Origin of the sequence: Vibrio pomeroyi (genome assembly GCF_024347595.1) — a bacterium.
Lineage (GTDB): Bacteria > Pseudomonadota > Gammaproteobacteria > Enterobacterales > Vibrionaceae > Vibrio > Vibrio pomeroyi.
On the sequence record NZ_AP025507.1, the window covers coordinates 1,647,955 to 1,672,691 of the forward strand.

A 24,737-nucleotide genomic window follows, 5' to 3' on the forward strand; every position below is an offset into this window, starting at 1 on the left:
CCCTTTTCAACACTCTTTGGAGTTACGTATGAAATGGTTTCGCCTGTTCGACCGATACTTCGAACCAACACTGATCGTACTTTCTATCTCGCTGATGACCGCTCTACTGTGTTTACAGATAGCATTGCGCCTATTCGATGCCTCAATCGCTTGGGCTGAAGAACTCGCCCGCTACCTTTTCGTTTGGGCGATGTACTTAAGCATCAGCTATTGCATTCGCGATGATCGACATATTCGTATTCGTCTGTTCATCGACAAACTACCTGGAAATCTCACTCACTATAGTTTGATTCTTTCTGATCTTATCTACCTTGCCTTCAGCTGCACCGTAGCGTGGTTTGGCTTCAAAGTGATTGGTCGAAGCTTGAAACTGGGTCAAATCGCTCCCGCGATGGAAATCCCGATTGCTTGCTTGTATGCATCCGTTCTGGTGTGTGCGGTATTAAGTTCTATACGTTTGGTAGTCAGCATCAACAAACGTATCTCAGTCATTGCTTATTCACCAAAACCGGTTCGACTCACGCAACACCGTTACCGCCACTTGAAGGCAAAACACCGCACATCTAACCGTTTGTTGGAGCTAAGCTTATGACCTCTGCTTTGTTATTTGGTAGTTTCGGATTACTGCTTCTCATTGGTGTTCCCGTTGGTATTGCCCTCGCTGGCGCCAGCATGCTCGCTATATTGAGTTTGCCTTTTTTAAACGTTGAGTTTTTAGTACAGGGCTTAGTGACAGGCCTGGACTCTTTCCCTCTATTGGCTGTTGTACTCTTCACATTGGCCGGTAACCTAATGAGTCAGGGCGGTATATCAAAACGCCTTTTGCATGTTGCTGAAGTATTCTTTGGACACTTCACTGGTGGCTTAGGGATTGTGGCGATCGTTGCATGTATGTTCTTTGCTTCCATCTCTGGTACTGGTTCTGCAACCGTTGCGGCGATTGGCTTAACCATGATCCCGTCTATGGTTAAAAAAGGCTACGACCGAAGCTTTGCCGGTGCACTGATCGCTTCTTCTGGCGGTATCGGGGTAATTATTCCACCGTCTGTTGTGATGATCGTGTACGCCATTACTGCCGAAGTCTCCGTAACCAAAATGTTCATGGCGGGTATCGTACCTGGACTTGTAGTTGGCTTGGTACTTATCGGTTATTGCTTGATCGTATCTAAAATCCGCGGCTACAAAGGTAACGATAAGAAAGCAACATGGCCTGAACGACTGGCAGCACTCAAAGAAGCAATTTGGGCAATGCTATTACCCGTAATCATTCTTGGTGGTATCTACTCTGGTATATTCACGCCAACTGAATCTGCTGCGATTGGTGTGTTATACGGCTTGTTTTTCGGTATGTTTGTCTACAAAGAGCTGGATTACAAAAAGGTCGTGAAGATCATTTTAGAATCTTCGTTATTGGTAGGTGCTGTACTTGTGATTGTCGGCGCTTCGGTCACCTTTGGTCGAATCCTAACGCTTGAACGCCTGCCAACGGAAATCGCACAGTTCATTCTCTCTATTACGGAAAATAAACTGCTCATCTTGCTATGTATCACTGCGCTCCTGCTCATCGTCGGTACATTCATGGAGACATTAGCGGCGATTGTTATCTTAACTCCAATCCTGCTGCCTATCGTGACAGCATTAGGAATGGACCCAATTCACTTCGGTATCGTGATGATAGTGAATCTAGCCATCGGGTTTGTTACTCCTCCACTCGGCGCCAACTTATTTATGGCCAGTCAGGTGGGTAACGTGCCGATTGAATCCTTATCTCGAGAGATTCTAGGCTGGATTGGTGCCATGCTCGTCGCCTTGATGATCATTACCTTTGTGCCAACGATATCATTGTATCTTCCAGAGTTATTGTCTTAAGCGTCCCCATCAACAAAGCCACTCAATATTCATCTTTGAGTGGCTTTTTCAATCCAACCATTCCCGAAGTTATCGTTGCATGCGAATCCATTTCTAATTAAATAAATACAAACAAAAAATTAACAATCTGAGTAAAACCCCATCTTATAAGAATAATTACTCTAAATTTTCTCTCATCATGACTTCGATATAACAAATCGTCACAGAGCATTCTCCGATTTAATATTCACCTCACCAAACCACCTACAATACATATAAATACAACAACTTATGTGGATTTTCACTACGTTCAAACCTAATCATCTTGTTCATATACACTCGAAAAATACTGAACCATCACTCAATTATCTTACAGATAACTGTATTTTGAGAGTTGTTAAAAAACAGATCAAACCCACAATAAAGAAACATATGCAAAACACCTCATTGACACACCGATAACAAAAGGCAATATTGGATACGTAACCAAAAACAATCCAATAACTAATTTTATGACGCATCAGGAGGTGATTAATGGCTATGGTTGGCTTTGATTCTAAATGGCAAGATTTTCCAGATTACATATTAGGTATCACTAAAGAAATTTGGGAAGATCGAGGTCTGAGTACCCTACATAACTATTACTCACCTGACATTATCGTCCGTACACCACTCTCCATCACCAAGGGAAACGAACAGGTCATCAGCGCGACCATGGGCACACTAGCCGAGTTCCCGAACCGTACCTTATTGGGTGAAGACGTTATTTGGTCAGGGACTCCTGAACAAGGCATGCTTTCATCACATCGAATCATTTCTACAGCCACTCACACTAATGATGGTGTATTTGGTAAAGCCACGAACAAAACACTTAAGTTTCGAATTATTGCTGACTGCCATGCCATCAATAACCAAATCAATGACGAGTGGATGATCCGAGACATCGCTGCGATTGCAAACCAACTGGGTATGACGTCAGAAGAGTACGCTCGTCAACAAATCGAAATAGAAGGTGGCGTTGACCAATGCCCCTTCCCTTTCACTCCCCAAGTCGACATTCAAGGTCCTTACCTTGGTGTAGGGAATGACAATAAATACGGTCAGCGCTATGAAGACATACTGCGACGCGTAATGAGTGCTGAGTTCTCAGTAATACCAAAAGAGTATGACCGAGCTTGTATCGGCGAATACACGGGCGGTCAAACTGCACTCTCTCATAACGAGATCGACCAGTTTTGGATGTCACTGCGCTCTTCATTTCCGAACGCGGAATTCAAAATACACCACCGTATTGGCCGCAATGACGAAATGATGTCACCACGTGCGGCTATTCGTTGGTCTCTACAAGGTAAGCATGAAGGCTACGGCATGTTTGGAAAGCCTACAGGAAAAGACGTTTACATCATGGGAATCAGCCATGCAGAGTTTGGACCTTGGGGCCTACGCAGAGAATTTACTCTACTTGATGAAAGTGCTGTCTGGAAACAGATTCTCATCCAAATCGGTTAACTATATAAGGAAGTATTATGTTGAACAGCTTGATAGAAAATTTCTACAGAACCTATTTTAACGCTCACTCATCCGAACGGACTCAAGTAGCCCAAGAGATGCTAAATGCTGACGTTAAATGGTGTGTCGCTCATCCAATTAACGACGTCTCTGGTGTCGATGCGACTGAGCAAGCGTTTCTATTGCCGCTAATAAACTCGCTACCTGATGTTGAACGACGCCCTTCAATCATTATGCAAGGTGAATACGAAGGCCGCACTTGGGTAAACTCTACGGGTTATTTTGTCGGTACATTTACTCAACCGTTATTTGGTATCCCGGCAACAGGAAAAACGCTCTACTTGCGCTACACCGAAATGGTTTGTACCCAAGATGGTCAAGTTATTGAGTCCTATCTAATCCCTGATTTTATTGATGCAATGAACCAAGCTGGGGTGAATCCGTTACGCAAGAGCCTAGGCCATGCAGGATTAGTCCCTGCCCCGGCGACTCAAGACGGAATACAGGCAGGCAGCATCGCAGCGGAAGAGAGTGAGAAAAGCCAAAAGCTAGTGCTAGACATGTTAGCTTGCTTAGGTCGATTTGATGGTAAACGCCTTGATTCAATGGACCTAGAAAACTACTGGCATGACGACTTTATGTGGTACGGGCCTGCTGCAATTGGTACGACACGTGGAATTCAAGGTTTCCGAGACCACCATCAAGGACCATTTGTATTTGCCTTCCCTGACCGAAGTGTCGATATAGAGCTCAATATTTTGTCCAAAAATGACTACGTATCCACAGGTGGTTGGCCACACATGCACGGTACACATACTGGCAGTAGTGGCTGGTTAGGATTAGCACCGACAGGCAAACACATCGAGCTTCGCGTTATGGATATCTGGCGACGCGAAGGTGAATTACTCAAAGAGAACTGGGTCGCTATCGATATCGCACACATCTTAAAACAGCTTGGTTACGATCTGTTTGAGCAAATGGAAGAACAATTAAAAGGACGTGAGCATGTATGAGTTTGGCGCTTTAAACTGGACAATTCTTGGTACCTATATCGTCCTAACTTTAGTTATGGGTGCACTAGTTGGTAGACGTGTGACTTCCGCGAACCAATTTGCATTAGGCGATAGAAATATTCCATGGTGGGCCATTGGTATTTCCGTTGTATGTACCTATGTCAGTGCGATGTCTTTCTTAGGTGGGCCAGCTTGGTCTTACAAAGAAGGCTTGTCGGTGATCGCTATCCACCTAAACTACCCTTTGGTTATTTTCTTCATCGTTGCGGTGTTTATGCCGTTTTTCTACAACAACGGCCTCACTTCAATTTATGAGTATCAAGAGCGACGCTTTGGTAAAGCCTCGCGTATCACTCTGTCTTTGATTTTCTTAATTAAACAGGCGATTAGCTCAGCTGCGGTCTTATATGCGACCTCGTTAATCCTCGAGTTCATTACCGGTATCGACGTGACTTACTGCATCGTCATTGTCACTGTTATCGCGCTGATCTATACCGTAATGGGGGGAATTGCCGCAGTTATTTGGACAGATGTCATTCAAGCGGTCATTTTGTTTCTTGGGGCATTCATCATCATCGAAGCTGTGTGGAATGGTATGCCACAACCAATGACTGAAGTGATGCAAGATCTGAAGTCACAAGGCATGACCAATGCGTTACAAACTAATTTAGATTTGAGCCAAGTTACCACCGTATGGGCTGGCGTTATCGCAATGACAATGTTCCACACTACGGTGTATGGCGGCAACCAAATGATGGTTCAACGCTGCATGGCGGCGAAAAGCATGGGTGATGCGAAAAAAGCGATGCTAATGATGGGTTACATTGCGTTCTTCATCTACTTCGTATTCATTCTATTAGGCGTGTTATTTAACGCTTACTACGATGGTAAAGAGTTTGAGAATGGCAACACCATTATCCTGCACTATGCCAGCGAATATGGTATGCCAGGGCTTATGGGAATCATCGCCGCAGCTATCCTTGCAGCAAGTATGTCGAGCCTAGATTCCGCATTCAACTCAATGGCTACCGTATCTGTTACTGACTTCTATAAACGCTTTTACAAGAAAAACGAGTCAGAGGAACATTACCTCAAAGTATCGCGTTTCTTCACGGTTATGTGGGCGCTATGTATCATCATCCCAGCCTTCATGTTTGCAACCAGTACAGGCTCAGTTTTAGAAATATTAAGTAAAGCGGGTTCCTATTTTGTAGGTGCAAACTTTTGTATGTTCGTGCTTGGTTTTTACTCCAAACATATTACAGAAAAGGGACTATTAATTGGTGTCGCAGCAAGCTTCGTGGCGATTTGGTATGTTGCGGTTGCAACTGATATTGCTTGGCCTTGGTACTGTGTAATCGGTGTTTTCGTCAATGCGATTGTCGCCTACGCTGCAAGCTTGCTACTAACTGGCAAACAGACAGAAATGCACCTTTATACCGTCAAAGGTCAGCAAGCAGAGTATGCACGCTTGAACAAGCCGATCAAAGAAGATGGTTGGTATGTTGTTCCGGGTAAAGTAGATGCGCCTTGTTGGGGACTACTCGTCATGTTTGTATTCTCGCTCGTTCTACTTTGGGGAATTAACGAGTTCATTGAGAACGCACCAATGTTGATTAACTTTATTCGTGTCTGTTCGGTTATTGTTGCTGCAAGTATCATTGGTTATATGATTTACTCATTTAAGCGATCTAAGACGTCAAATGAAGTAGAACAAACCAGCTAGAGTTATCCTCAAATTAAGCTCGCTACAACAAAAAAGGCTCACTATCACAGTGAGCCTTTTGGTATCTGGCAAACGCTAAAAATACATGTAGCGAAGCTAAGCTACCGAAGAATCGTTTTAGAGCTGTAGTTTAGAAGAATTCGATAGAGTTACGGCCGCTTTTGCCATCACGTGTTGGCTTTGGCGTGTCCGCTTTCTTTTTCGGTTTGTTTTCTTTCTTCTCTTTTTTCTGTTTCTTAGGTTCAGCTTTAGCGCTTAGCATCTCTGCAGTACTGCGCTGTGGTTCTTTCTTGCTTGAACCCTTTTTAGATTGGCCTTTCTTCGCCTTGTTATTTTGTTTAGGCGCTTCTTTCTTTTTCGGCTTTTCTGAATCTTCTTGTACTGGCTGATCACATACCACTACATAGTATTCTTGGTTGAATTCGAAAAAATCACCATCGTACATCTTGCGGCGCTTACGCGTTTCTAGTTCACCATTTACCGCTACGTAGCCTTCTGAAATAATGTGTTTAGCTTCACCGCCACCGCTTACTAGATTAGCAATTTTAAACACTTTGTAGAGCTCAATTGGCTGAGAAGAAACATCGATACCAATGGCTTCAATTTCAATCTCTTCGCCTTCTTCACCGTGCTCATAACCTTCGTAATCAGCGTCGTCGTAATGTTCTTGGTCCATGGTGACCTCTACCTAAATATGTACTTCTGAAATATTGGGCGCAGTGTAATCGTAAAACAAGTAAATGACCATGTTGAATTCAACCAGAGCCCATTTGTTTTAAATAAACTCTCTGCGTTATAAAGCCCCACCGACATTCGAGAGGCTAACCAACTGCTTGGTGTATTCATGTTGCGGATTACCAAACAAAGTCTCAGTGTCGCCCTTCTCTATCACCTCTCCCGCTTTCATCACGATGGTGTAATGACATAGGGACTTCACGACGTTCAAATCATGGCTAATGAACAGATACGTCAGGTCGTACTTTTCTTGGAGTGACTTCAGTAGATCCAGCACTTGCGCTTGCACGGTTCTGTCGAGTGACGATGTCGGTTCATCTAACAAGATAAACTCTGGCTTCAGAATCAAAGCACGAGCAATGGCGATGCGTTGTCTCTGCCCGCCAGAAAACTCATTCGGGTAACGATGACGAGTTTCTGGGTCAAGGTCGACCTCTTTCATTACGTCACAGATGCGTTGGTCGAGTTCAGTGTCATCCAATTGTTGATGTACCAGTAAACCCTCACCAATCACTTGAGCTACTGACATCCTTGGGTTCAATGCCGAGAACGGGTCTTGAAAGACAACTTGCATGCGGCTTCGAAACGGCAGCATCTGTTGGCGGTTTAAGCCTTGAAGCTGTTCGTTCGAATAAGTAATCGAACCTTCACTCTCCACCAGCTTTAAAATCGCCATACCGGTTGTTGATTTACCCGAGCCACTCTCACCGACTAAGCCGATGGAATGCCCTTTCTTCAAGGTGAACTCCATATCCGTGACGGCTTTAACATGCGAAATCGTACGCTTGAACAAACCGCCCGTAATGGGGAACCAAACACGCAGTTGGTTTACATCAAGCAGAGGTTTGCTTTCTGGTGATACGGGAACAGGTAAACCTTTTGGATCGGAATTAATAAGCTTTTGCGTGTAAGGGTGAGCAGGCGCGTTAAACAGCGTTTTGCAGTCGTTGCTTTCCACAAGACGACCGTCTTTCATTACTGCGACTCTGTCGGCAATTTTACGAACGATACTCAAGTCATGAGTGATAAAGAGCATCGCCATGCCCAGCTCTTGCTGTAGATCTTTTAACAGTTCGAGGATCTGCGCTTGTACCGACACATCCAATGCAGTTGTCGGCTCATCAGCGATCAGTAACTCTGGTTCATTGATGAGAGCCATCGCAATCATCACGCGCTGACGTTCGCCACCAGATAATTCATGTGGATATGCTGAAATCTTTTGCTCGGGGTAGCGAATACCCACCTTTGAAAGCCACTCTATCGCCAAGGCTTGCGCTTTGTTGGTTCGCATACCTCGGTGAATCGCGAGGGTTTCAACAAGCTGTTTGCCAATTCGATGAAGCGGATTCAGCGAAACCATAGGCTCTTGGAAGATCATTCCGATACGACCACCACGAATCCCACGCAGTTCTCTTTCAGAACAACTCAGAATATCGGTGCCAGAGAAATTGATCTTACCGTTTAAGTAATGAGACGAGCCTTTGGGTAAAAGCTTTAAAATCGAATTTGCCGTGACCGATTTACCGGAACCACTCTCACCCACTAGCGCGAGCGTTTCACCTTTGTATATCTCTAAAGAGACATCTTGTGTCACTTGTTCTATCGAGTTTTTTCGCCCGAAACCGACAGACAGTTTATCTATGGTCAAAACAGGAGAAGCAGGCGTTGTATTTGAAGTCATAACCTATCCTTACTTCTGTTGATGTGGGTCGAAGGCATCACGCACTGCTTCACCAACGAAGACAAGTAACGTAAGCATCAGTGAAAGCACGACGAAAGCAGAGATACCAAGCCAAGGTGCTTGTAAGTTCGCTTTACCTTGCGCCAAAAGCTCACCTAGCGAAGGCGAGCCCGCAGGAAGACCAAAGCCCAAGAAGTCTAATGAGGTCAATGTGGTCACTGAGCCAGAAAGGATAAACGGCATCATAGTTAATGATGCAACCATCGCATTGGGTAACATGTGGCGAAGCATAATGCGTTTGTCATCAACGCCCATGGCCTGCGCGGCTCGCACATAATCAAAGTTTCGACAGCGTAAAAATTCCGCTCGTACAATACCGACTAAACTCATCCAACTGAACAGCACCATAATCCCCAGCAACCACCAGAAATTTGGCTCAATAAAACTCGACAAAATAATCAACAAGAACAGGGTCGGCATACCAGACCAGACTTCAATGAAGCGCTGTCCGAATAGATCAACCCAACCACCGTAATAGCCTTGGGTTGCGCCAACGACGACACCGATCACGCTCGATACAATCGTCAGAATAAAACCAAACAGAACCGAAATACGGAAACCATAAATGATACGAGCTAATACATCTCGTCCTTTATCATCGGTTCCTAGCCAGTTCACCGAATCGGGTTCAGATGGCACCGCACCTGAAATATCGAAGTTTATCGTGTCGTAGCTAAACGGAATGATTGGCCACACGATGTAACCGCTGTCTTCGATGAGCTCAATAACATACGGATCTTTGTAATCGGCTTCGGTTTCAAACTCGCCACCAAACTCTGTCTCGGCGTATTCATTGATAACAGGCACAAACCACTGATTATCATAAGAAACCAAAAGTGGCTTATCGTTGGCAATGATTTCAGCGAACAGGCTCAAGCCAAACAAGATGGTAAATATCCATAGGGAGATAAAACCACGCTTGTTTGCTTTAAAACGTAACCAACGAGCTTCAGCTAAAGGGTTGTTAAACATTTATTATCAATACCTTGTTATTCGTTCGCCATTAACGCGCTTCAAAATCAATTCGAGGATCAACCCAGGTATAAGTCAGGTCGGAGATAATGCTCAGCACCAAGCCAAGCAAGGTCATGATATAGAGAGAGCTGAACACCACGGGATAGTCGCGTTGAATGGTCGATTCAAAGCCAAGCAGACCGATGCCTTCAAGTGAAAACATCACTTCAATCAACATAGAACCCGTGAAGAAAATACTAATAAATGCGCTTGGGAAACCCGCAATAATGATCAGCATGGCGTTACGGAAAACGTGCTTGTAAAGAATACTGCTCTCGTCTAAGCCTTTCGCTCTCGCAGTCACCACATATTGCTTATTGATTTCATCAAGGAAAGAGTTTTTGGTCAGCATGCTCAATGTGGCAAAGCCGCCAATGACCATCGCAAAAATAGGCAATGCCAAGTGCCAGAAGTAGTCGCCAATTTGCTGATACCAATTGAGCTGATCAAAGTTACTCGACACTAACCCACGCAATGGGAACCAACTGAAGTAGTTGCCACTCGCGAACAAAATAATCAGGATGATCGCAAACAGGAAGCCAGGGACCGCGTAACCGACAATCACTACCGCGCTAGACCAAATATCAAAGCGAGAGCCGTGATGTATCGCCTTCATAATGCCTAAGGGTATCGAAATCACATAGATTATTAGCGTACTCCACAACCCCAAGGAGATGGAGACAGGTAAACGCTCAATGATTAAATCAATCACGTTACCGCCCTTAAACAGGCTTTCACCAAAGTTAAAGGTCGCGTAGTTTTTCAACATATCGAAGTAGCGAACGTGAATCGGCTTATCAAAACCAAACTGCTTTTTGATCTCTTCAACCACTTCAGGGTCAAGCCCACGTGAGCCTTTATAGCCACTGGCAGACGCTTGGTCACTTTCGCTTAAATCAACTTCTTGTCCACCACCAGAAAAGCGCTCCATGATGCCAGAGTTGTGCCCTTCTAATTGGGCAACGGCTTGTTCTACCGGGCCACCAGGGGCGATCTGAATGATGAAAAAGTTGATGGTGATGATCGCCCACAACGTGGGGATCACCAACAGTAAACGCCGAAATATATACGCGGCCATGCTAACTAACTCCTAGCGACGTTTTTCAGGAAGCAATGCCGCCTTCTCTTCTGTGATGAAAAAGTTGATGGTGATGATCGCCCACAACGTGGGGATCACCAACAGTAAACGCCGAAATATATACGCGGCCATGCTAACTAACTCCTAGCGACGTTTTTCAGGAAGCAATGCCGCCTTCTCTTCTGAAATCCACCATGTATCGATACCTAAGTCATATTTAGGTAATACATCTGGACGCTCAAACTTGTCCCACATTGCAACGCGATATTCGCCAACGTGCCATTGAGGGATGTTGTAGAAATTCCACTGCAATACTCGGTCTAGTGAACGACCTAAAGTAAGAAGCTTTTCTGGATTCTGTTGATTGCTCGCGATTTGTTCTGTTAACGCGTCAACCACCGGATCCATCACACCTGCAGTATTGTAAGTAGAATCAATGTAGTTAGAGTTCCAAACAATCATTAAGTTCGGGCTAGGATAAGGGTTTGCAGAAAATGACGAAGACACCATATCGAAATCACGATCACGAAGACGCTTGATGTACTGAGTCGTATCGATGGTACGGATCTTCATCTCGATCCCCATGCGCTTCAAGTTCTTCTGAACAGGTGTAGCAATACGCTCTGTGGTTGGGCTGTAAATCAACAATTCAAATGACAACGGCTTGCCGGTCTTTTCGTTGGTCATTACTTTGTCTTTTAGAACCCAACCTGCTTCCTTCAATAGTTTGAAAGCTGTACGCATTTGGCTACGAATACGGCCACTGCCGTCGGTGACTGGTGGTTGAAACTCTTCCGTAAACACTCGGGGTGGAATTTGATCTTTGTATTGAGACAGCAACTCTACTTCAGCTTCGCTTGGCAAGCCTTTCGCTTCATAGTCGGTGTTTTGGAAGTAACTACGTGTGCGCTTGTACTGACCGTAGAACATGTTCTTATTCATCCACTCAAAGTCCATCGCGTAGGTTAACGCTTCACGAACCTTTGGATCAGAGAACACGGGAGATTGAATGTTGAAGACAAAACCTTGAGTCGTTTCTGGCTTCTCATGGTTGATCTCTTCTTTGATGATGTAGCCTTTGTCGAAGTTTGCGCCTGTGTAAGAGTTGGCCCAGAACTTAGCCGAGTTTTCCGTTCGAAGATCGAACTCCCCTGCTTTGAAGGCTTCTAGCATTACTGTGTCGTCACGGTAGTAATCGTATTGTACTTCTTTGAAGTTATTACGACCGACGTTAACAGGCAGGTCGGCTGCCCAGTAATTTTCATCTAAACCGTAAGTCACGCTTTGACCCGATTTATAGCTGATGATCTTATAAGGGCCACTGCCTACTGGCGGCTCACTTAGAGGTTCAGACAGCTTCTTGTCTTTCCAATAATGCTCTGGCAATACGCGAGTGCTTTGGGCAAAGCTAAACAACTTCTCACGATTTGGCTTCTCCATCTCAATACGAACCACTAAATCAGACACCGCTGTGACTGACTTAATTTCTTTGTAATAGACACGGTATTGAGGCACACCCTCGGTTGAAAACTTATTAAAGGTGAATGCCACATCATGAGCCGTAATAGGCTCACCATCATTAAACTTAGCTTTTGGATTGATATCGATTTCCATCCAAGTGAAATCACTGGCGTAACGAACCTTAGAGGCGATCAATGGATAATACGCATCAATCTCGTCGCTAGGAGAAAACATCAAGGTATCGTAAATCTCACCCGTGTAACTTGCAGCAACGCCACGAGAACCGAATCGATTAAAGCTATCGTAGGTACCAATGCTGCCATAGGTCACTTTGCCTAGTTTTGGCGCATCAGGATTAACGTAATCAAAGTGAGTGAAATCGACTGGATATTTTGCTTCACCAAAACCGACCAGTTGAGTGGTTTCAATAACGGTGACAGCAGGAGTTGATTCGGTATCAGAGGCGTGTGTAACGGAAGGATATAGAGCAATAAGCGGCAGCATGACTGCACATGAAGTTAAATTTAACCTGAAAAACTGAGTGCGCTGCGAGGCTTTGCTTCGGAAAACTGTTCCCATTTGACTCTCCCTTCAAATGTTATGAATTCGATATTCAACTTGATTAATCGGCTTTGAATGCACACCGTTAAAACAAGTATAGGTTCAAATCTAACATCATGTAATAACTAATAAAACCATCAGCACTTCATCTCTGACGGTTTATTTACAAATTACTCGGGTTCAGTCTAGAGAAATACGACACGCCCTAACTATTGAACATGGTACTCATCAAAGATAAGTTCACCAATTTCATTAATCACCGCGTCACGCTCTGGAATAGTTAGTTCTGTTTCTGTAAGAGAGATACTGATAATCAACGGGGCGCGGGTTTCACTCCACACGATAGCCGTAATAGCACGTGAGCCGTAAGCGCCCGCTCCTGATCTGTCGGCAATCTTCCAACCATCAGGCAGAATCGAACGAATCATCCCATCAGAGACTTTGTTATCCATCATCCAATTATTTAACTGAACTCTAGACTCTTCTGATAGCACGTTGCCATACACCAATTCATTCAACGTTTTCACCATAGTTTTTGGTGTTGTGGTGTCACGTTCATCGCCCGGGCGAGCATGGTTCAAATCGGGTTCGATATGATCAAGACGTGTTTTGCTATCTCCCATGGAACGCAAAAACTCAGTTAACCCGTTAGGTCCACCAATACTGCCTAACACTATATTAGCGGCCGTGTTGTCGCTCATTTCCATGGTGGCGGCACATGCATCTCTGAGTGAGATCTCTTTACCGACAAACGCTTTAGTCACAGGAGACCAAGCAATAAGCTCATCAGATTTAACCCCAACGTTAGACTCTAAATCTAATCCTTCATTCTCATGGTCATAAAGAAGATTCGCGCACGCTAAAGTTTTAAAGGTACTCATCATTGGAAAACGTTCGTCGCCCTTATAACTCCATGTTTGCTCAGTCGCGGAGTCATACACTGCGACACCAATTCGCTCCGAGACACGAGATTCGATTTGCGCAATAGATTTAGCCTCAAGGGAATGACTCAGTGATGACGCTGAGAAGAGAGCACTCAATAACATAAGAGCAAGTGAAGTGTACTTTTTCATTGTTGAAACCTTTAAAAATCGATTGATGCATCGTAGATAAAAAGAAACGCGACGCCTTAAAAGCCTCGAACGGAGAGAATCTAAGCAGAAAGTGATTCCCTAATCTAGAGCTAATGAAAATAACTGACTAAACCCGAACAATATCTTCATATTTTAGATATCCTTAAAGGAGTGATTTCAATAGGATTCAACCTTGAACAAACCAAACCAAATAACATTCTCAACGTTCAACCTTTTGAACTACCTCGAACCACCGAATGCTTATTATGATTTTGAGAACATCTACAGCTTCGAGGAGTGGCAGAAGAAACAAGGCTGGATGGCTGAAGCGATTGGTTCATTAGATTGTGATGTGATCGGCTTCCAAGAGATATTTAGCCCGCAGTCTTTAGAGCAGTTAATGAATGATCTGGGTTATCCGTACTTTGCGGTTGTCGATTGCCCACATGTTGAAGATGATTACCTGTACACCTCTCCTGTCGTTGGTATCGCATCGCGTTACCCAATTGAAAATGTGCAGCCTGTGACACCGGATGCAGAGCTACTTTCAGCCTTCAACCTTAGCGACAAATTTTCATTCAACCGAACACCGGTTCACGCGACCATTACGCTTCCTCACTTGGGCTCGACTGATTTTTACGTTGTACATTTCAAATCTCAGCGAGCAACCGAACCAAAAAATGACACTCTAGATAACGCTGATAGAGCTAAAGCCTCGGAAACCTCAGACAACCAAAAGCCAAAAAGTGACACCTTGGTTAAGCTTCATCAGGAGCAACTTGGGTCTTGGTTATCTAGCGTTCAACGTGGTCTAGAAGCTCAAATGCTTCATCAATACATCACCAATCAACGCTACCAAACGGATCAACCTGTTGTGTTGATGGGCGATTTTAACAAGCCCCTATTCAACGATGAGTTCAAAGGGCTGTTGAGCTATTCATTGAATCGAGATGAAGCGAGCAGACATTGGTTATCGCATTTTCGATTGAGAGACAGTTGGGATCTTTATCACCAGTTACACGAAGAAGACTTGCTCGAACAACGCAAACCAACCCATTACTACGGTGCTTCTGGTTCTGTGCTGGATTACATATTGATGTCGAACGAGTTTGACTGCCAGAACTCCTCAAGTTTGATGGAAATATCAAAATACACCGTACTCGATCATCATCTGATTAACCCAAGCTTCGAAAACGACCAATTCAGTACCGATCATGCTGTCGTTTCTGTTACCGCTCATATCCGTGACGCCTAGCGATTTTGTGACATTCTCACTCGAGATTCACCAACGATAAGCATTAAAAAAGCCGCAGTTCAAACTGCGGCTTTCCACTTTAGCTAAACGGGTTGAGCCAACCGACGCCCCATTTAGAAACCGATTTACCGTTTAACAAAGTGTGAAACTTAGAAGTTGTATGTTGCGCCAAGGTAGAACGAATCAAGTACTACGTCTTTCTCAACTTTTCTTTGGTTCCAGCTGTACCCCTCGTAAGTGTCTACCGTAAATGTATCCGCTTCGTAACCGAGTCTTAAACTAAATTCTGGGTGTTTTGTTGGTGTGTATTCAACACCAACACCCAAACGTACGCCTGTACCTGTATCGTCGAAGTCTGCGCCAGAAGGACGTGAACCATCAGAGTTCTTCATATCTAAATCGATTGAAGATAAACCAATTGTACCAAATGGGCGCACGCCATTATCAAATGTGTAGCCAAGATTTGCAGCAGCCGAAAAGATTTGAGGAGTCCATGTAAAGCCGTCTCCGCTTCGTGGGAATTTAGCAACAACATCACCGAAATCCGTGTACTGTAGTTCAAGTGATACAATACGGTTAAACCTGTAGCCTGCGATAAGTCGGTAAGTATTGTCTTCTGCTTTGAAAGTCACAGGATCGTTATTTCCCGAAAATAGACCACCATCATCCACACCAGACGTACCGATTGCACCGCCTAGGTAAAAGCCACTGTCCGCTGCCATTACATTGTTTGCTGCCACTGCTGACATCATCGCGATGCTTAGAATAAATTTGTTGTTCATTACTGCTTGACCTTACTTATTGCAAATCAAGATTGTCACGCCTTCCTCTGCTGCACAATCTTGTTAGAGTTATCCGACACCCCGTCGAATTCGCAAGCAGGTTAAGCTCACAGAAAACAAAAAAATAAATAAAAATGTAATCACTTTGTCATTTCAAACAACACAATCAGTAATAACCAAATAAGCACCTGAATAATAAAGAAATAAAAACAGGTCTTTTCTAGATAAAACCTTCCACTCAATTTTCAAACCATCCCATTTTTAGATTTTCCTCGCGCAGACTTACGAACGCTTACTTTCAAGAGTGGTGTTATTTCGCATAATCCGCGCGCTTTGAATCACTAGCACACCTAACGAACTACCCGATCAATCTCCACCATTCAAAATAAGACGAACAGAAACACGATGAACCAAACCATAAACCTCAACGGCTTAATCCTTGATATCGACGCTCGAACTATCACCAACCCACAGGGAAACAAAATAACGTTGCGCCCTCACCTTTTGGCGGTGCTCTGCTTACTGCTAGAGAATGTTGGAAAGCCCATTTCGAGAGAACACATCGTAGATATCTGTTGGGACGGAGAACTCTCGTCACCTCACGCTCTGGCTAATGTGGTTTATAACCTTCGTAATGTCTTTGCGCGATTAAGAACCCCAAACATCCAAATAGTTACCATCAACAAGTTTGGCTATGCGTTATCGGTTGAGCCCACTTAATTAGCTAGAATTGGGGATTAGGAAACGCCAGATTTAAACAACACTGTGCGAGTAACGCGTCGCAACCATCCCCACTTTCAATTCAATCTTGTGTTCGACGAATCCCCCTTGTAGTCCTCAGTTTTGTTCGTATTTATGCAATCAATGTCGGTGACTGAGATCACCAAAAAACACCCCATCGAAACGTTTCGATGATCGTTATCACACTCTAAGAAAGTGAATAGTGCAAATGATAAATCAGACACTATTATCACTATCGAAACGTTTCGATGGCTTTTTCTTGAGTTGTTCTCAACCCATCAAACGTTATTTTTCGATAGGTCGTGATATGAAAAAAAGTACTCTAATAAACTCTGAACTCTCTTACCTAGTGGCGACTCTTGGCCACACAGATGAAATCACGATTTGTGACGCAGGCTTGCCGATTCCGGATCATGTAACTCGTATTGATCTTGCTTTGACTCACGGTGTGCCGAGCTTCGCCCAAACAGTGAAAACCATGCTTGATGAGTCTCAAATTGAAGGCGTTGTGATTGCAGAAGAATTCGCGGAAGTCAGCCCTGAACATCACGCAGCGCTGATTGATCAAATCAAAACGGAAGAAGCGCGTTGTGGCAAACCACTTTCGATTACTTACATCACTCATGAAGAGTTTAAGCAGCGTACACATGATAGCCGCGCTGTGATTCGTACAGGTGAATGCACGCCTTACGCGAATGTCATTTTCCAAGCTGGCGTAACCTTTTAACTTAAGTAAAACGCACGACAGCTCAGTGTCACCACTGAAAAACATACATATACAGAACAATCAAATACAACTGGCCCCGAGTAAAGGAACCGACATGACTCAAGCCATTTTAGAACTTAGCTCAATTGAGAAAGCCTTCCCTGGTGTGAAAGCACTGGATAAGGCAAGCCTCAACGTTTACCCGGGACGCGTAATGGCGTTAATGGGCGAAAACGGTGCAGGTAAATCAACCCTCATGAAAGTGCTGACAGGTATTTATCACTTGGACGGCGGTACTATCGCCTACCAAGGAAAGCCTGCTGCATTCAAAGGGCCGCGTGATTCTCAACAAGCAGGCATTAGTATCATTCACCAAGAATTGAACCTAATCCCTGAGTTAACCATCGCCGAGAACATCTTCTTAGGTCGTGAAATCACGGGCACCATGGGTCGCATCTTGTGGAACGAGATGTACCAAGAAGCAGACAAGCTACTTAAGCGCTTAAACGTAAAACACAGCTCTAAAACACCTCTAAGTCAGCTAAGTCTTGGTGAGCAACAAATGGTAGAGATCGCGAAAGCCCTATCGTTTGAATCTAAGGTCATCATCATGGATGAGCCGACGGATGCGCTAACCGATACTGAAACTGAGTCTCTGTTTAAAGTGATTAACGAACTGCGTGATGAAGGCTGCGGCATTGTTTACATCTCTCACCGTTTAAAAGAGATCTTTGAGATTTGTGACGACATCACCGTGCTTCGTGACGGTAAATTCATTGGTCAATGTGAAGTAAAAGACACCGATGAAGATGGCCTAATCGAAATGATGGTTGGTCGTAAATTGGATGAGCAATACCCAAGAATCCACTCTGGCTTTGGCGAGACTTGCCTTGAAGTGATTGGCTTGACTGGCTCTGGCGTTCATGACGTGAGCTTTACTCTAAAGCGTGGCGAAATCCTTGGTGTATCTGGCCTGATGGGCGCTGGCCGTACTGAATTAATGAAAGTGATTTACGGTGCCCTTCCAAGTGAGCGCGGCGTTATCAACCTAGAAAACAAAACCATTAACCCAGTAAGCCCGAAAGATGGTCTTGCTAATGGTATTGCTTACATCTCTGAAGACCGTAAAGGCGATGGCTTGGTGCTTGGGCTTTCAGTGAAAGAGAACATGTCTCTGTGTTCACTGGATCTACTGACTAAGAGCGGCCAAATCCAACACAAAGACGAAGTGATCGCAGTGGATGACTTCATCAAGCTATTCAACATCAAAACCCCTACTCGCGAGCAAATCATCGGCAACCTTTCTGGTGGTAACCAACAGAAAGTCGCTATCGCTAAAGGCTTGATGACAAAACCAAAAGTACTGATTCTCGACGAACCAACCCGTGGTGTCGATGTCGGTGCTAAGAAAGAAATTTACCAACTCATTAATAAATTTAAAGCCGACGGCATGAGCATCATTTTGGTGTCCTCTGAAATGCCAGAAGTATTAGGAATGAGTGACCGCATCATGGTGATGCATGAAGGCCGTGTAAGCGGTGAATTTGATGCTAAAGAAGCAAACCAAGAATTATTACTGGCGTGTGCGGTCGGTAAAAAGATCAACGAGGACGCAGCATGAGTACTAAAACCATGAGCAAAACAACTGAAACTGAAGCGCCAAAGAAGAAACCGTTAATCAGCAAAGAGTGGCTGATTGATCAAAAGTCATTGATTGCTTTGATCTTCTTGATTGTTGTCGTTTCTTTCTTAAACCCGAACTTCTTTACTGTCGACAACATCCTAAACATTCTGCGTCAAACCTCGGTTAACGCAATCATCGCTGTGGGTATGACTCTGGTTATCTTAACCGCTGGTATCGACTTGAGTGTCGGGTCTGTACTGGCGCTTTGTGGTGCGTTCGCAGCCAGCATGATTGGCATGGAAATCCCTGTGATGATCGCAGTACCAACCGCTCTTGTAGCTGGCGCAGCATTAGGTGCTATCAGTGGTGTGATTATCGCTAAGGGTAAGGTTCAAGCCTTCATCGCAACGCTTGTCACCATGACACTACTTCGTGGTGTAACCATGGTTTACACCGATGGTCGTCCTATCTCAACAGGCTTCACCGACACAGCAGACGCATTCGCTTGGTTCGGTACAGGCTACGCAATGGGCATCCCAGTTCCAGTATGGATCATGGTCGTGGTATTCGCAGCGGTATGGTACCTACTTAACCACACACGCTTTGGTCGTTACGTTTACGCACTGGGCGGCAACGAATCAGCAACTCGCCTATCAGGCATCGACGTAGACAAAGTAAAAATCGGTGTTTACGCAATCTGTGGTCTGTTAGCAGCGGTTGCAGGCATCATCGTGGCATCTCGTTTGTCATCGGCTCAACCAACCGCAGGTATGGGTTATGAGCTAGACGCTATCGCAGCCGTGGTTCTTGGCGGAACAAGCTTAGCGGGCGGTCGTGGCCGCATCATGGGCACATTGATTGGTGCATTGATTATCGGCTTCCTAAACAACGCCCTAAACCTACTAGACGTATCTTCTTACTACCAGATGATTGCAAAAGCAGTGGTTATTCTTCTGGCAGTATTGGTCGACAACAAAAACAAATAAAACCTATTCACACTCTAGGTTAATACAAGTAACACCCTGTTTTACCTTTAAATATTAGAATCTATAAATAATGTAACAACGAGCTAGGACTCACCTCCTAGTTCACCCTACACAAAGGACTTACACCATGAAAAAATTAGCGACTCTTATTTCTGCTGCTCTTCTTTCTACAACGGTATCTGTGTCTGCACAGGCTCAAGATACAATGGCAATCGTTCTGTCTACATTGAACAACCCATTCTTTGTAACCATGAAAGATGGCGCAGAAGCGAAAGCTGAAGAGCTAGGCTACAAGCTTATCGTTCTGGATTCTCAAAACGACCCAAGCAAAGAGCTGTCGAACATTGAAGATCTAACCATTCGTGGTGTTAAGGCAATCCTGATCAACCCAACAGATTCAGATGCTGTGTCTAACGCGATTCGCATGGCTAACCGTTCAAACATCCCAGTACTAACACTAGACCGTGGCGCAAGCCGTGGTGACGTAGTGAGCCACATCGCTTCTGATAACGTAATCGGTGGTGAAATGGCAGGTCACTTCATCATGGAAAAAGTGGGCGAAAAAGCGAAAGTAATCCAACTTGAAGGTATTGCTGGTACCTCTGCAGCTCGTGAACGTGGTGAAGGCTTCATGAACGCAGTAAACGGCAGCGACCTTGAGCTTCTTGCAAGCCAACCTGCTGATTTCGACCGTACTAAAGGTCTGAACGTAATGGAAAACTTACTTGCAGCTAACCCAGATGTACAAGCAGTATTCGCTCAGAACGATGAAATGGCACTAGGTGCACTTCGCGCAGTTCAAGCTTCAGGTAAAGAAGTGATGATCGTTGGCTTTGATGGCACAGACGACGGCATCGCAGCAGTTAACCGTGGCCTACTTGGCGCTACAGTAGCACAACAACCTGACCTAATCGGTTCTCTAGGTATTGAAATGGCAGACAAAGTACTGAAAGGCGAAACAGTTGACGTGTACGTACCAGTACCTCTAAAAATCATCGCTAAGTAATAGTTACTAGGTAACGCGATATAAAGCAGGGAGTCCCCTATCTCCCTGCTTTGATTAACTCATTAGCTCACTGACTCAAACAAAAAGCAAAACCCGACAGTGCATCGCTGTTTCTCATAAGCCGCTAACAAGGCGTGCAATTTACGTAACGAGAATTAACGTAATGAGAAAGACCCATGCATTTTCAAATACGATATATCATAAGGCTCGTATCATGACTCAACTGATTGTTTTAGGTAGCGTTAACGCTGACCACGTACTGCAAGTTCCTTCGTTCCCTCGTCCGGGGGAAACCTTGATTGGCGGTAACTATCAGGTCATCCCTGGCGGTAAAGGCGCAAACCAAGCAGTAGCTGCTGCGCGATTAAACGCAGATATCGGCTTTATTGCCTGTGTCGGTGACGACCCATTTGGTATCAACATTCGTCAAGACTTCGCTAAAGACGGCATCAACATCGACAGTGTTATCGTGGCAGACAACACACCGACTGGCATCGCGATGATCCAAGTATCAGCAGCGGGTGAAAACAGCATTTGTCTTTCTCCAGAAGCGAACAACAAGCTGACTTGCGATCAAATCGAACCACATCTAGAAAAGATTCGCGGAGCTAAGTACCTGCTGACTCAACTTGAAACGCCAATTGAAGGCATTGAGTACGCAGCAAAAACCGCAAAAGAGAGCGGAACTCGCGTGATTCTAAACCCTGCCCCTGCTCGCCCACTATCGGACACCTTATTAGCTTGTGTTGATGTGATTACACCAAACGAAACCGAAGCAGAAGTACTGACAGGCGTTACCGTAACCGACAGCGCATCTGCTCATCAGGCGGCTTTGGCTCTGCACACTAAAGGCATCGAGACTGTGATGATCACACTTGGCGCGAAGGGTGTATGGGTGAGTACAAACGGTGAAGGTGAGTTAATCGCTGGCTTCCGAGTTGAAGCAACAGACACAACTGCGGCGGGTGATACCTTCAACGGCGCATTAGTGACAGGCTTACTTGAGGACATGCCATTAGAACGCGCAATTAAGTTTGCTCACGCCGCAGCTGCAATTTCAGTGACTCGCTTTGGTGCTCAAACCTCTATTCCAAGCCGAGCAGAAACCGATGCGTTTTTAGCAGAGCAACTGTCTTCTTAGTTGATTTTTAACGGTTAACCTTAAGATTCGTTAACAACAAATTACAAGCATAAGCCCCTGTTTTCAGGCAGAATATCGCGCAACGTGGCAAGTTACTCCCACAAGGATTTTTTATGGCAACAATGAAAGACATCGCTCGGCTTGCAAAGGTTTCGACTTCTACCGTAAGCCATGTGATTAACAAGTCACGTTTTGTCAGTGAAGAGATAGCTGAGCGTGTTAACAATGCGGCTAAAGAATTGAACTACGCACCGTCTGCATTGGCTCGTAGCTTGAAAATGAAGCAAACCAAAACCCTTGGGATGCTGGTGACGACCTCTACTAACCCATTCTTTGGAGAAGTAGTAAAAGGCGTTGAGCGTCGTTGCTACGAAAAAGGTTACAACCTGATTTTGTGTAACACCGAGGGCGACAGCGAACGCATGAAGTCATCTATCGATACTTTGCTGCAAAAGCGTGTCGATGGCTTAATGCTGATGTGTTCTACCCTTGAAGGCGAACATATCGATGTGTTTGAACGTTACCCAGAGCTGCCTGTTGTGGTGATGGACTGGGGCCCAATGTTGTTTGCGAGCGATAAGATTCAAGACAACTCGCATCAAGGTGGCTACATGGCGACCAAGCACTTGATAGATAACGGGCACTCTCAGATTGGTTGTATTACAGGCCCACTTCATCGCAATCAAGCCTCGTCTCGTTATCAAGGTTTCAAGCAAGCGATGGAAGAAGCGAATTTAGAGATCAACCCAAACTGGATTGTAGAATCTAACTTCGAATGTGATGGCGGTTTTGATTCTTACCAAACACTGAAAGCGCGTGGTGGAATGCCAAGTGCACTATTTGTGAGTAATGACATGATGGCTATGGGCGTGATTCACGCAGCGGCTCAAGATGGTACTTCGATTCCGAATGACCTATCTATCATTGGCTACGATGACATCCACCTGTCTAAATACATGACACCTGCGTTAAGCACTGTCCACCAGCCAAAACACCGTTTAGGCAAAGCGGCTGTCGATACATTGCTAAGCAGATTACAAACACCAGACGCTTACCCGCAGGTGGTTGAGTTAGAGCCAACATTAGTTGAACGAAGCAGCGTAAAAGCCATTTAAAGTGCCTTCTTACACATCTAAAAACAGATCAAAACAACAAAGGGCAAGGTTAAATAACCTTGCCCTTTTCGATCCTAATACGCTTCACTTATCTACTTAGCGATTCAACACAGATGCGATTTGCTGTATTTCGTCTAACACATCGACGCCATTGTATTGAGGTGCGATAGACAAATCCTGAATCACCATCGTTTCTACAGACTGCTGTTCATTCAGCTCAAGTATCAAGTCGCCTTTTGGTGAATAAACTCGACTACCACCACAGTATGTCGCGGTAAACGCATCAACCACATCTTGCCCAACGCGATTACAAGTAACCATGTGACACCCTTCTTCCAAAGCTCTCGCTTGAGCAATGGCAAAGCTATGATGTCCGCCAAAATTAGCAGGATGAAGAACAACGTCTACCGACTGATACGCTCTCATGATCTCTGGGAACCAAACATCAAAGCAAATCGCAACACCAAACGTTAAGCCCTTGTGCTCAAAGGTTAGCGCCTCTGAACCTCTCGAAAAGTACTGCTTATCGAACTTTGTTTGGCTGACTTTTCTGTATTTATGGCGCAATCCAGATCCATCAATCACCGCCACACTGTTGTAATACTGACCATTATCTTGTTCTGCAATACCAGCAACAATTAGCGTCTCATGCTTCGCAGCTAAAACCGTTAACGAATCAATGGTAGGGCTATTCGTGAAGTCTTCACACAACTCACGAATTTCTGCAGCATCGTTAAAAATATACCCCGTCGAGAAGAGTTCAGGCAGCAAGGTAATATCACCCACTGACATCTCGGCTTCTAAAAGCCCAGAGACCAACGCGATGTTCTTCTGCTTATTTTTGTATTCAACCTCAAGCTGAATAAGGGTAATGCTGACACTATCCAAAATCGAATCCTTACTGGGTAACACTTAAACTTGAAACTAAGAACGGCAGAGTAACGAAATCCCCTCTCACTTGCTGACGCGAACGCGAATGGTTGAAGCAAGCGCACACTCTCATAAGCGGGTCATCTACTTCATTAGCTTAGGTTCTGGCAAAACGGGCGGCGTGCTATCCATATAGGTTAAGAAGTTTTCCCACACCTCATGTGTTCTTTGCTTGGTGAGTTTGGTTTTGCAAGAAAGTGCCATCAGGCCACGAATTGAACCATCGCGCCACTGGGTATACACAGAATCACAATGATCTGTCATGTACGTTTGCCAACTCTCTTGAGCGACCTTTATTGAACTCACCAATTCCTCATCATAAGCATTGTGTTCAAAGCTCGCTTCAAGGTATTGATCAAGCTCCACCGTTGCAGATTCCAACTCAATCGACGCACAGTGGTTGATCTCGATGGTATTCATCGCATTTTCACAATCGACAGCCTGTTCATCTGCTAATACAGAACCAGACAGCAAAGCGAATGCGATTACTGATATCAATTTTTTCATAAACATCCTAAATATTGTCACCCGTGAACGGTTCGATGACATTTCCTTATAACCTTGTTTAACTTGTGACCATATCAGCTAATTAGTTTAAACATGGTTCAATATTTAAATCTCTTTCGATCTTTCAGCGAATAACATCAAAATTTATCGGGATATAAGCGCTTGTTATACGTATGAATAATGCA

Annotated in this window: 22 protein-coding genes; 13 read left to right on the top strand and 9 right to left on the bottom strand. The window is 44.6% G+C overall.

Annotated features, from left to right (window positions below; translation table 11 throughout):
• The first annotated feature begins 28 nt into the window (after positions 1-28).
• From OCV12_RS23220 to OCV12_RS23240, 5 genes are all read left to right on the top strand, one after another.
• Positions 29-592, top strand: coding sequence for a TRAP transporter small permease (locus OCV12_RS23220; RefSeq protein WP_008217103.1), 564 nt, complete (start codon positions 29-31; stop codon positions 590-592).
• Positions 589-1,869 carry a TRAP transporter large permease gene (locus tag OCV12_RS23225; RefSeq protein WP_261886314.1) on the top strand — a complete coding sequence of 427 codons (1,281 nt, stop codon included), beginning with the start codon at positions 589-591 and terminating at the stop codon, positions 1,867-1,869. The genes OCV12_RS23220 and OCV12_RS23225 overlap by 4 nt, the downstream gene beginning before the upstream one ends.
• Positions 1,870-2,382: 513 nt before the next feature.
• Positions 2,383-3,357, top strand: a complete 975-nt coding sequence (locus OCV12_RS23230) for a nuclear transport factor 2 family protein (RefSeq protein WP_261886315.1) — start codon at positions 2,383-2,385, stop codon at positions 3,355-3,357.
• Between the two features lie 17 nt (positions 3,358-3,374).
• Positions 3,375-4,370, top strand: a complete 996-nt coding sequence (locus OCV12_RS23235; protein WP_261886316.1) for a nuclear transport factor 2 family protein — start codon at positions 3,375-3,377, stop codon at positions 4,368-4,370.
• Entirely contained in the window at positions 4,363-6,096 is a 1,734-nt protein-coding gene (locus OCV12_RS23240) for a sodium:solute symporter family transporter (protein WP_261886317.1), read from the top strand. The genes OCV12_RS23235 and OCV12_RS23240 overlap by 8 nt, the downstream gene beginning before the upstream one ends.
• Positions 6,097-6,226: 130 nt before the next feature.
• On the opposite strand, the gene OCV12_RS23245 is transcribed toward OCV12_RS23240, so the two are convergent.
• The 6 genes from OCV12_RS23245 to bla form a co-directional block, all read right to left on the bottom strand.
• A complete protein-coding gene (locus OCV12_RS23245; protein WP_261886318.1) occupies positions 6,227-6,772 on the bottom strand; it encodes an RNA-binding S4 domain-containing protein in 546 nt (181 codons plus the stop codon).
• A gap of 117 nt (positions 6,773-6,889) precedes the next feature.
• Positions 6,890-8,512 carry a microcin C ABC transporter ATP-binding protein YejF gene (yejF, locus tag OCV12_RS23250; protein ID WP_261886319.1) on the bottom strand — a complete coding sequence of 541 codons (1,623 nt, stop codon included), beginning with the start codon at positions 8,510-8,512 and terminating at the stop codon, positions 6,890-6,892.
• A gap of 9 nt (positions 8,513-8,521) precedes the next feature.
• On the bottom strand, positions 8,522-9,544 hold the full coding sequence (locus OCV12_RS23255; RefSeq protein WP_048608646.1) for an ABC transporter permease: 1,023 nt from the start codon (positions 9,542-9,544) through the stop codon (positions 8,522-8,524).
• Between the two features lie 31 nt (positions 9,545-9,575).
• Positions 9,576-10,664 carry a microcin C ABC transporter permease YejB gene (locus tag OCV12_RS23260; RefSeq protein WP_004730359.1) on the bottom strand — a complete coding sequence of 363 codons (1,089 nt, stop codon included), beginning with the start codon at positions 10,662-10,664 and terminating at the stop codon, positions 9,576-9,578.
• A 144-nt stretch (positions 10,665-10,808) separates the two neighbouring features.
• Positions 10,809-12,704, bottom strand: a complete 1,896-nt coding sequence (locus OCV12_RS23265; protein ID WP_261886320.1) for an extracellular solute-binding protein — start codon at positions 12,702-12,704, stop codon at positions 10,809-10,811.
• A 191-nt stretch (positions 12,705-12,895) separates the two neighbouring features.
• Positions 12,896-13,759, bottom strand: a complete 864-nt coding sequence (bla, locus tag OCV12_RS23270) for a class A beta-lactamase (protein ID WP_261886321.1) — start codon at positions 13,757-13,759, stop codon at positions 12,896-12,898.
• Positions 13,760-13,952: 193 nt separating this feature from the next.
• Between bla and OCV12_RS23275 the strand changes: the two genes are divergently transcribed.
• Positions 13,953-15,014 carry an endonuclease/exonuclease/phosphatase family protein gene (locus tag OCV12_RS23275; protein ID WP_261886322.1) on the top strand — a complete coding sequence of 354 codons (1,062 nt, stop codon included), beginning with the start codon at positions 13,953-13,955 and terminating at the stop codon, positions 15,012-15,014.
• A 149-nt stretch (positions 15,015-15,163) separates the two neighbouring features.
• Here OCV12_RS23275 and OCV12_RS23280 read toward each other — a convergent pair whose 3' ends face one another.
• Positions 15,164-15,796 (bottom strand): porin family protein, encoded by a 633-nt coding sequence (locus tag OCV12_RS23280; RefSeq protein ID WP_123306016.1) that lies wholly within the window; start codon positions 15,794-15,796, stop codon positions 15,164-15,166.
• Positions 15,797-16,201: 405 nt separating this feature from the next.
• Between OCV12_RS23280 and OCV12_RS23285 the strand changes: the two genes are divergently transcribed.
• The 7 genes from OCV12_RS23285 (at position 16,202) to OCV12_RS23315 (ending at position 23,115) form a co-directional block, all read left to right on the top strand.
• On the top strand, positions 16,202-16,516 hold the full coding sequence (locus tag OCV12_RS23285; protein ID WP_261886323.1) for a winged helix-turn-helix domain-containing protein: 315 nt from the start codon (positions 16,202-16,204) through the stop codon (positions 16,514-16,516).
• Positions 16,517-16,844: 328 nt separating this feature from the next.
• Positions 16,845-17,264 (top strand): D-ribose pyranase, encoded by a 420-nt coding sequence (gene rbsD, locus OCV12_RS23290; protein ID WP_261886324.1) that lies wholly within the window; start codon positions 16,845-16,847, stop codon positions 17,262-17,264.
• A 94-nt stretch (positions 17,265-17,358) separates the two neighbouring features.
• Entirely contained in the window at positions 17,359-18,864 is a 1,506-nt protein-coding gene (gene rbsA / locus OCV12_RS23295; protein ID WP_261886325.1) for a ribose ABC transporter ATP-binding protein RbsA, read from the top strand.
• Complete coding sequence (gene rbsC, locus OCV12_RS23300; protein ID WP_009844905.1) at positions 18,861-19,853, top strand: ribose ABC transporter permease; 993 nt, start codon at positions 18,861-18,863, stop codon at positions 19,851-19,853. The genes rbsA and rbsC overlap by 4 nt, the downstream gene beginning before the upstream one ends.
• 127 nt (positions 19,854-19,980) lie before the next feature.
• Positions 19,981-20,859 carry a ribose ABC transporter substrate-binding protein RbsB gene (gene rbsB / locus OCV12_RS23305; protein WP_261886326.1) on the top strand — a complete coding sequence of 293 codons (879 nt, stop codon included), beginning with the start codon at positions 19,981-19,983 and terminating at the stop codon, positions 20,857-20,859.
• 214 nt (positions 20,860-21,073) lie between these two features.
• The gene (gene rbsK / locus OCV12_RS23310) at positions 21,074-22,000 is read left to right on the top strand and encodes a ribokinase (RefSeq protein WP_261886327.1); all 927 of its coding nucleotides are present in this window, start codon (positions 21,074-21,076) and stop codon (positions 21,998-22,000) included.
• 113 nt (positions 22,001-22,113) lie between these two features.
• Positions 22,114-23,115: a substrate-binding domain-containing protein gene (locus tag OCV12_RS23315; RefSeq protein WP_132744138.1), complete on the top strand. Its 1,002-nt coding sequence runs from the start codon at positions 22,114-22,116 to the stop codon at positions 23,113-23,115.
• A gap of 96 nt (positions 23,116-23,211) precedes the next feature.
• Here the strand turns inward: OCV12_RS23315 and OCV12_RS23320 are convergent, their stop codons facing one another.
• Both OCV12_RS23320 and OCV12_RS23325 read right to left on the bottom strand, forming a co-directional pair.
• Positions 23,212-24,003, bottom strand: coding sequence for a carbon-nitrogen hydrolase family protein (locus OCV12_RS23320; protein WP_261886328.1), 792 nt, complete (start codon positions 24,001-24,003; stop codon positions 23,212-23,214).
• Positions 24,004-24,129: 126 nt separating this feature from the next.
• Positions 24,130-24,552 carry a lysozyme inhibitor LprI family protein gene (locus tag OCV12_RS23325; protein WP_261886329.1) on the bottom strand — a complete coding sequence of 141 codons (423 nt, stop codon included), beginning with the start codon at positions 24,550-24,552 and terminating at the stop codon, positions 24,130-24,132.
• Positions 24,553-24,737: the final 185 nt, after the last annotated feature.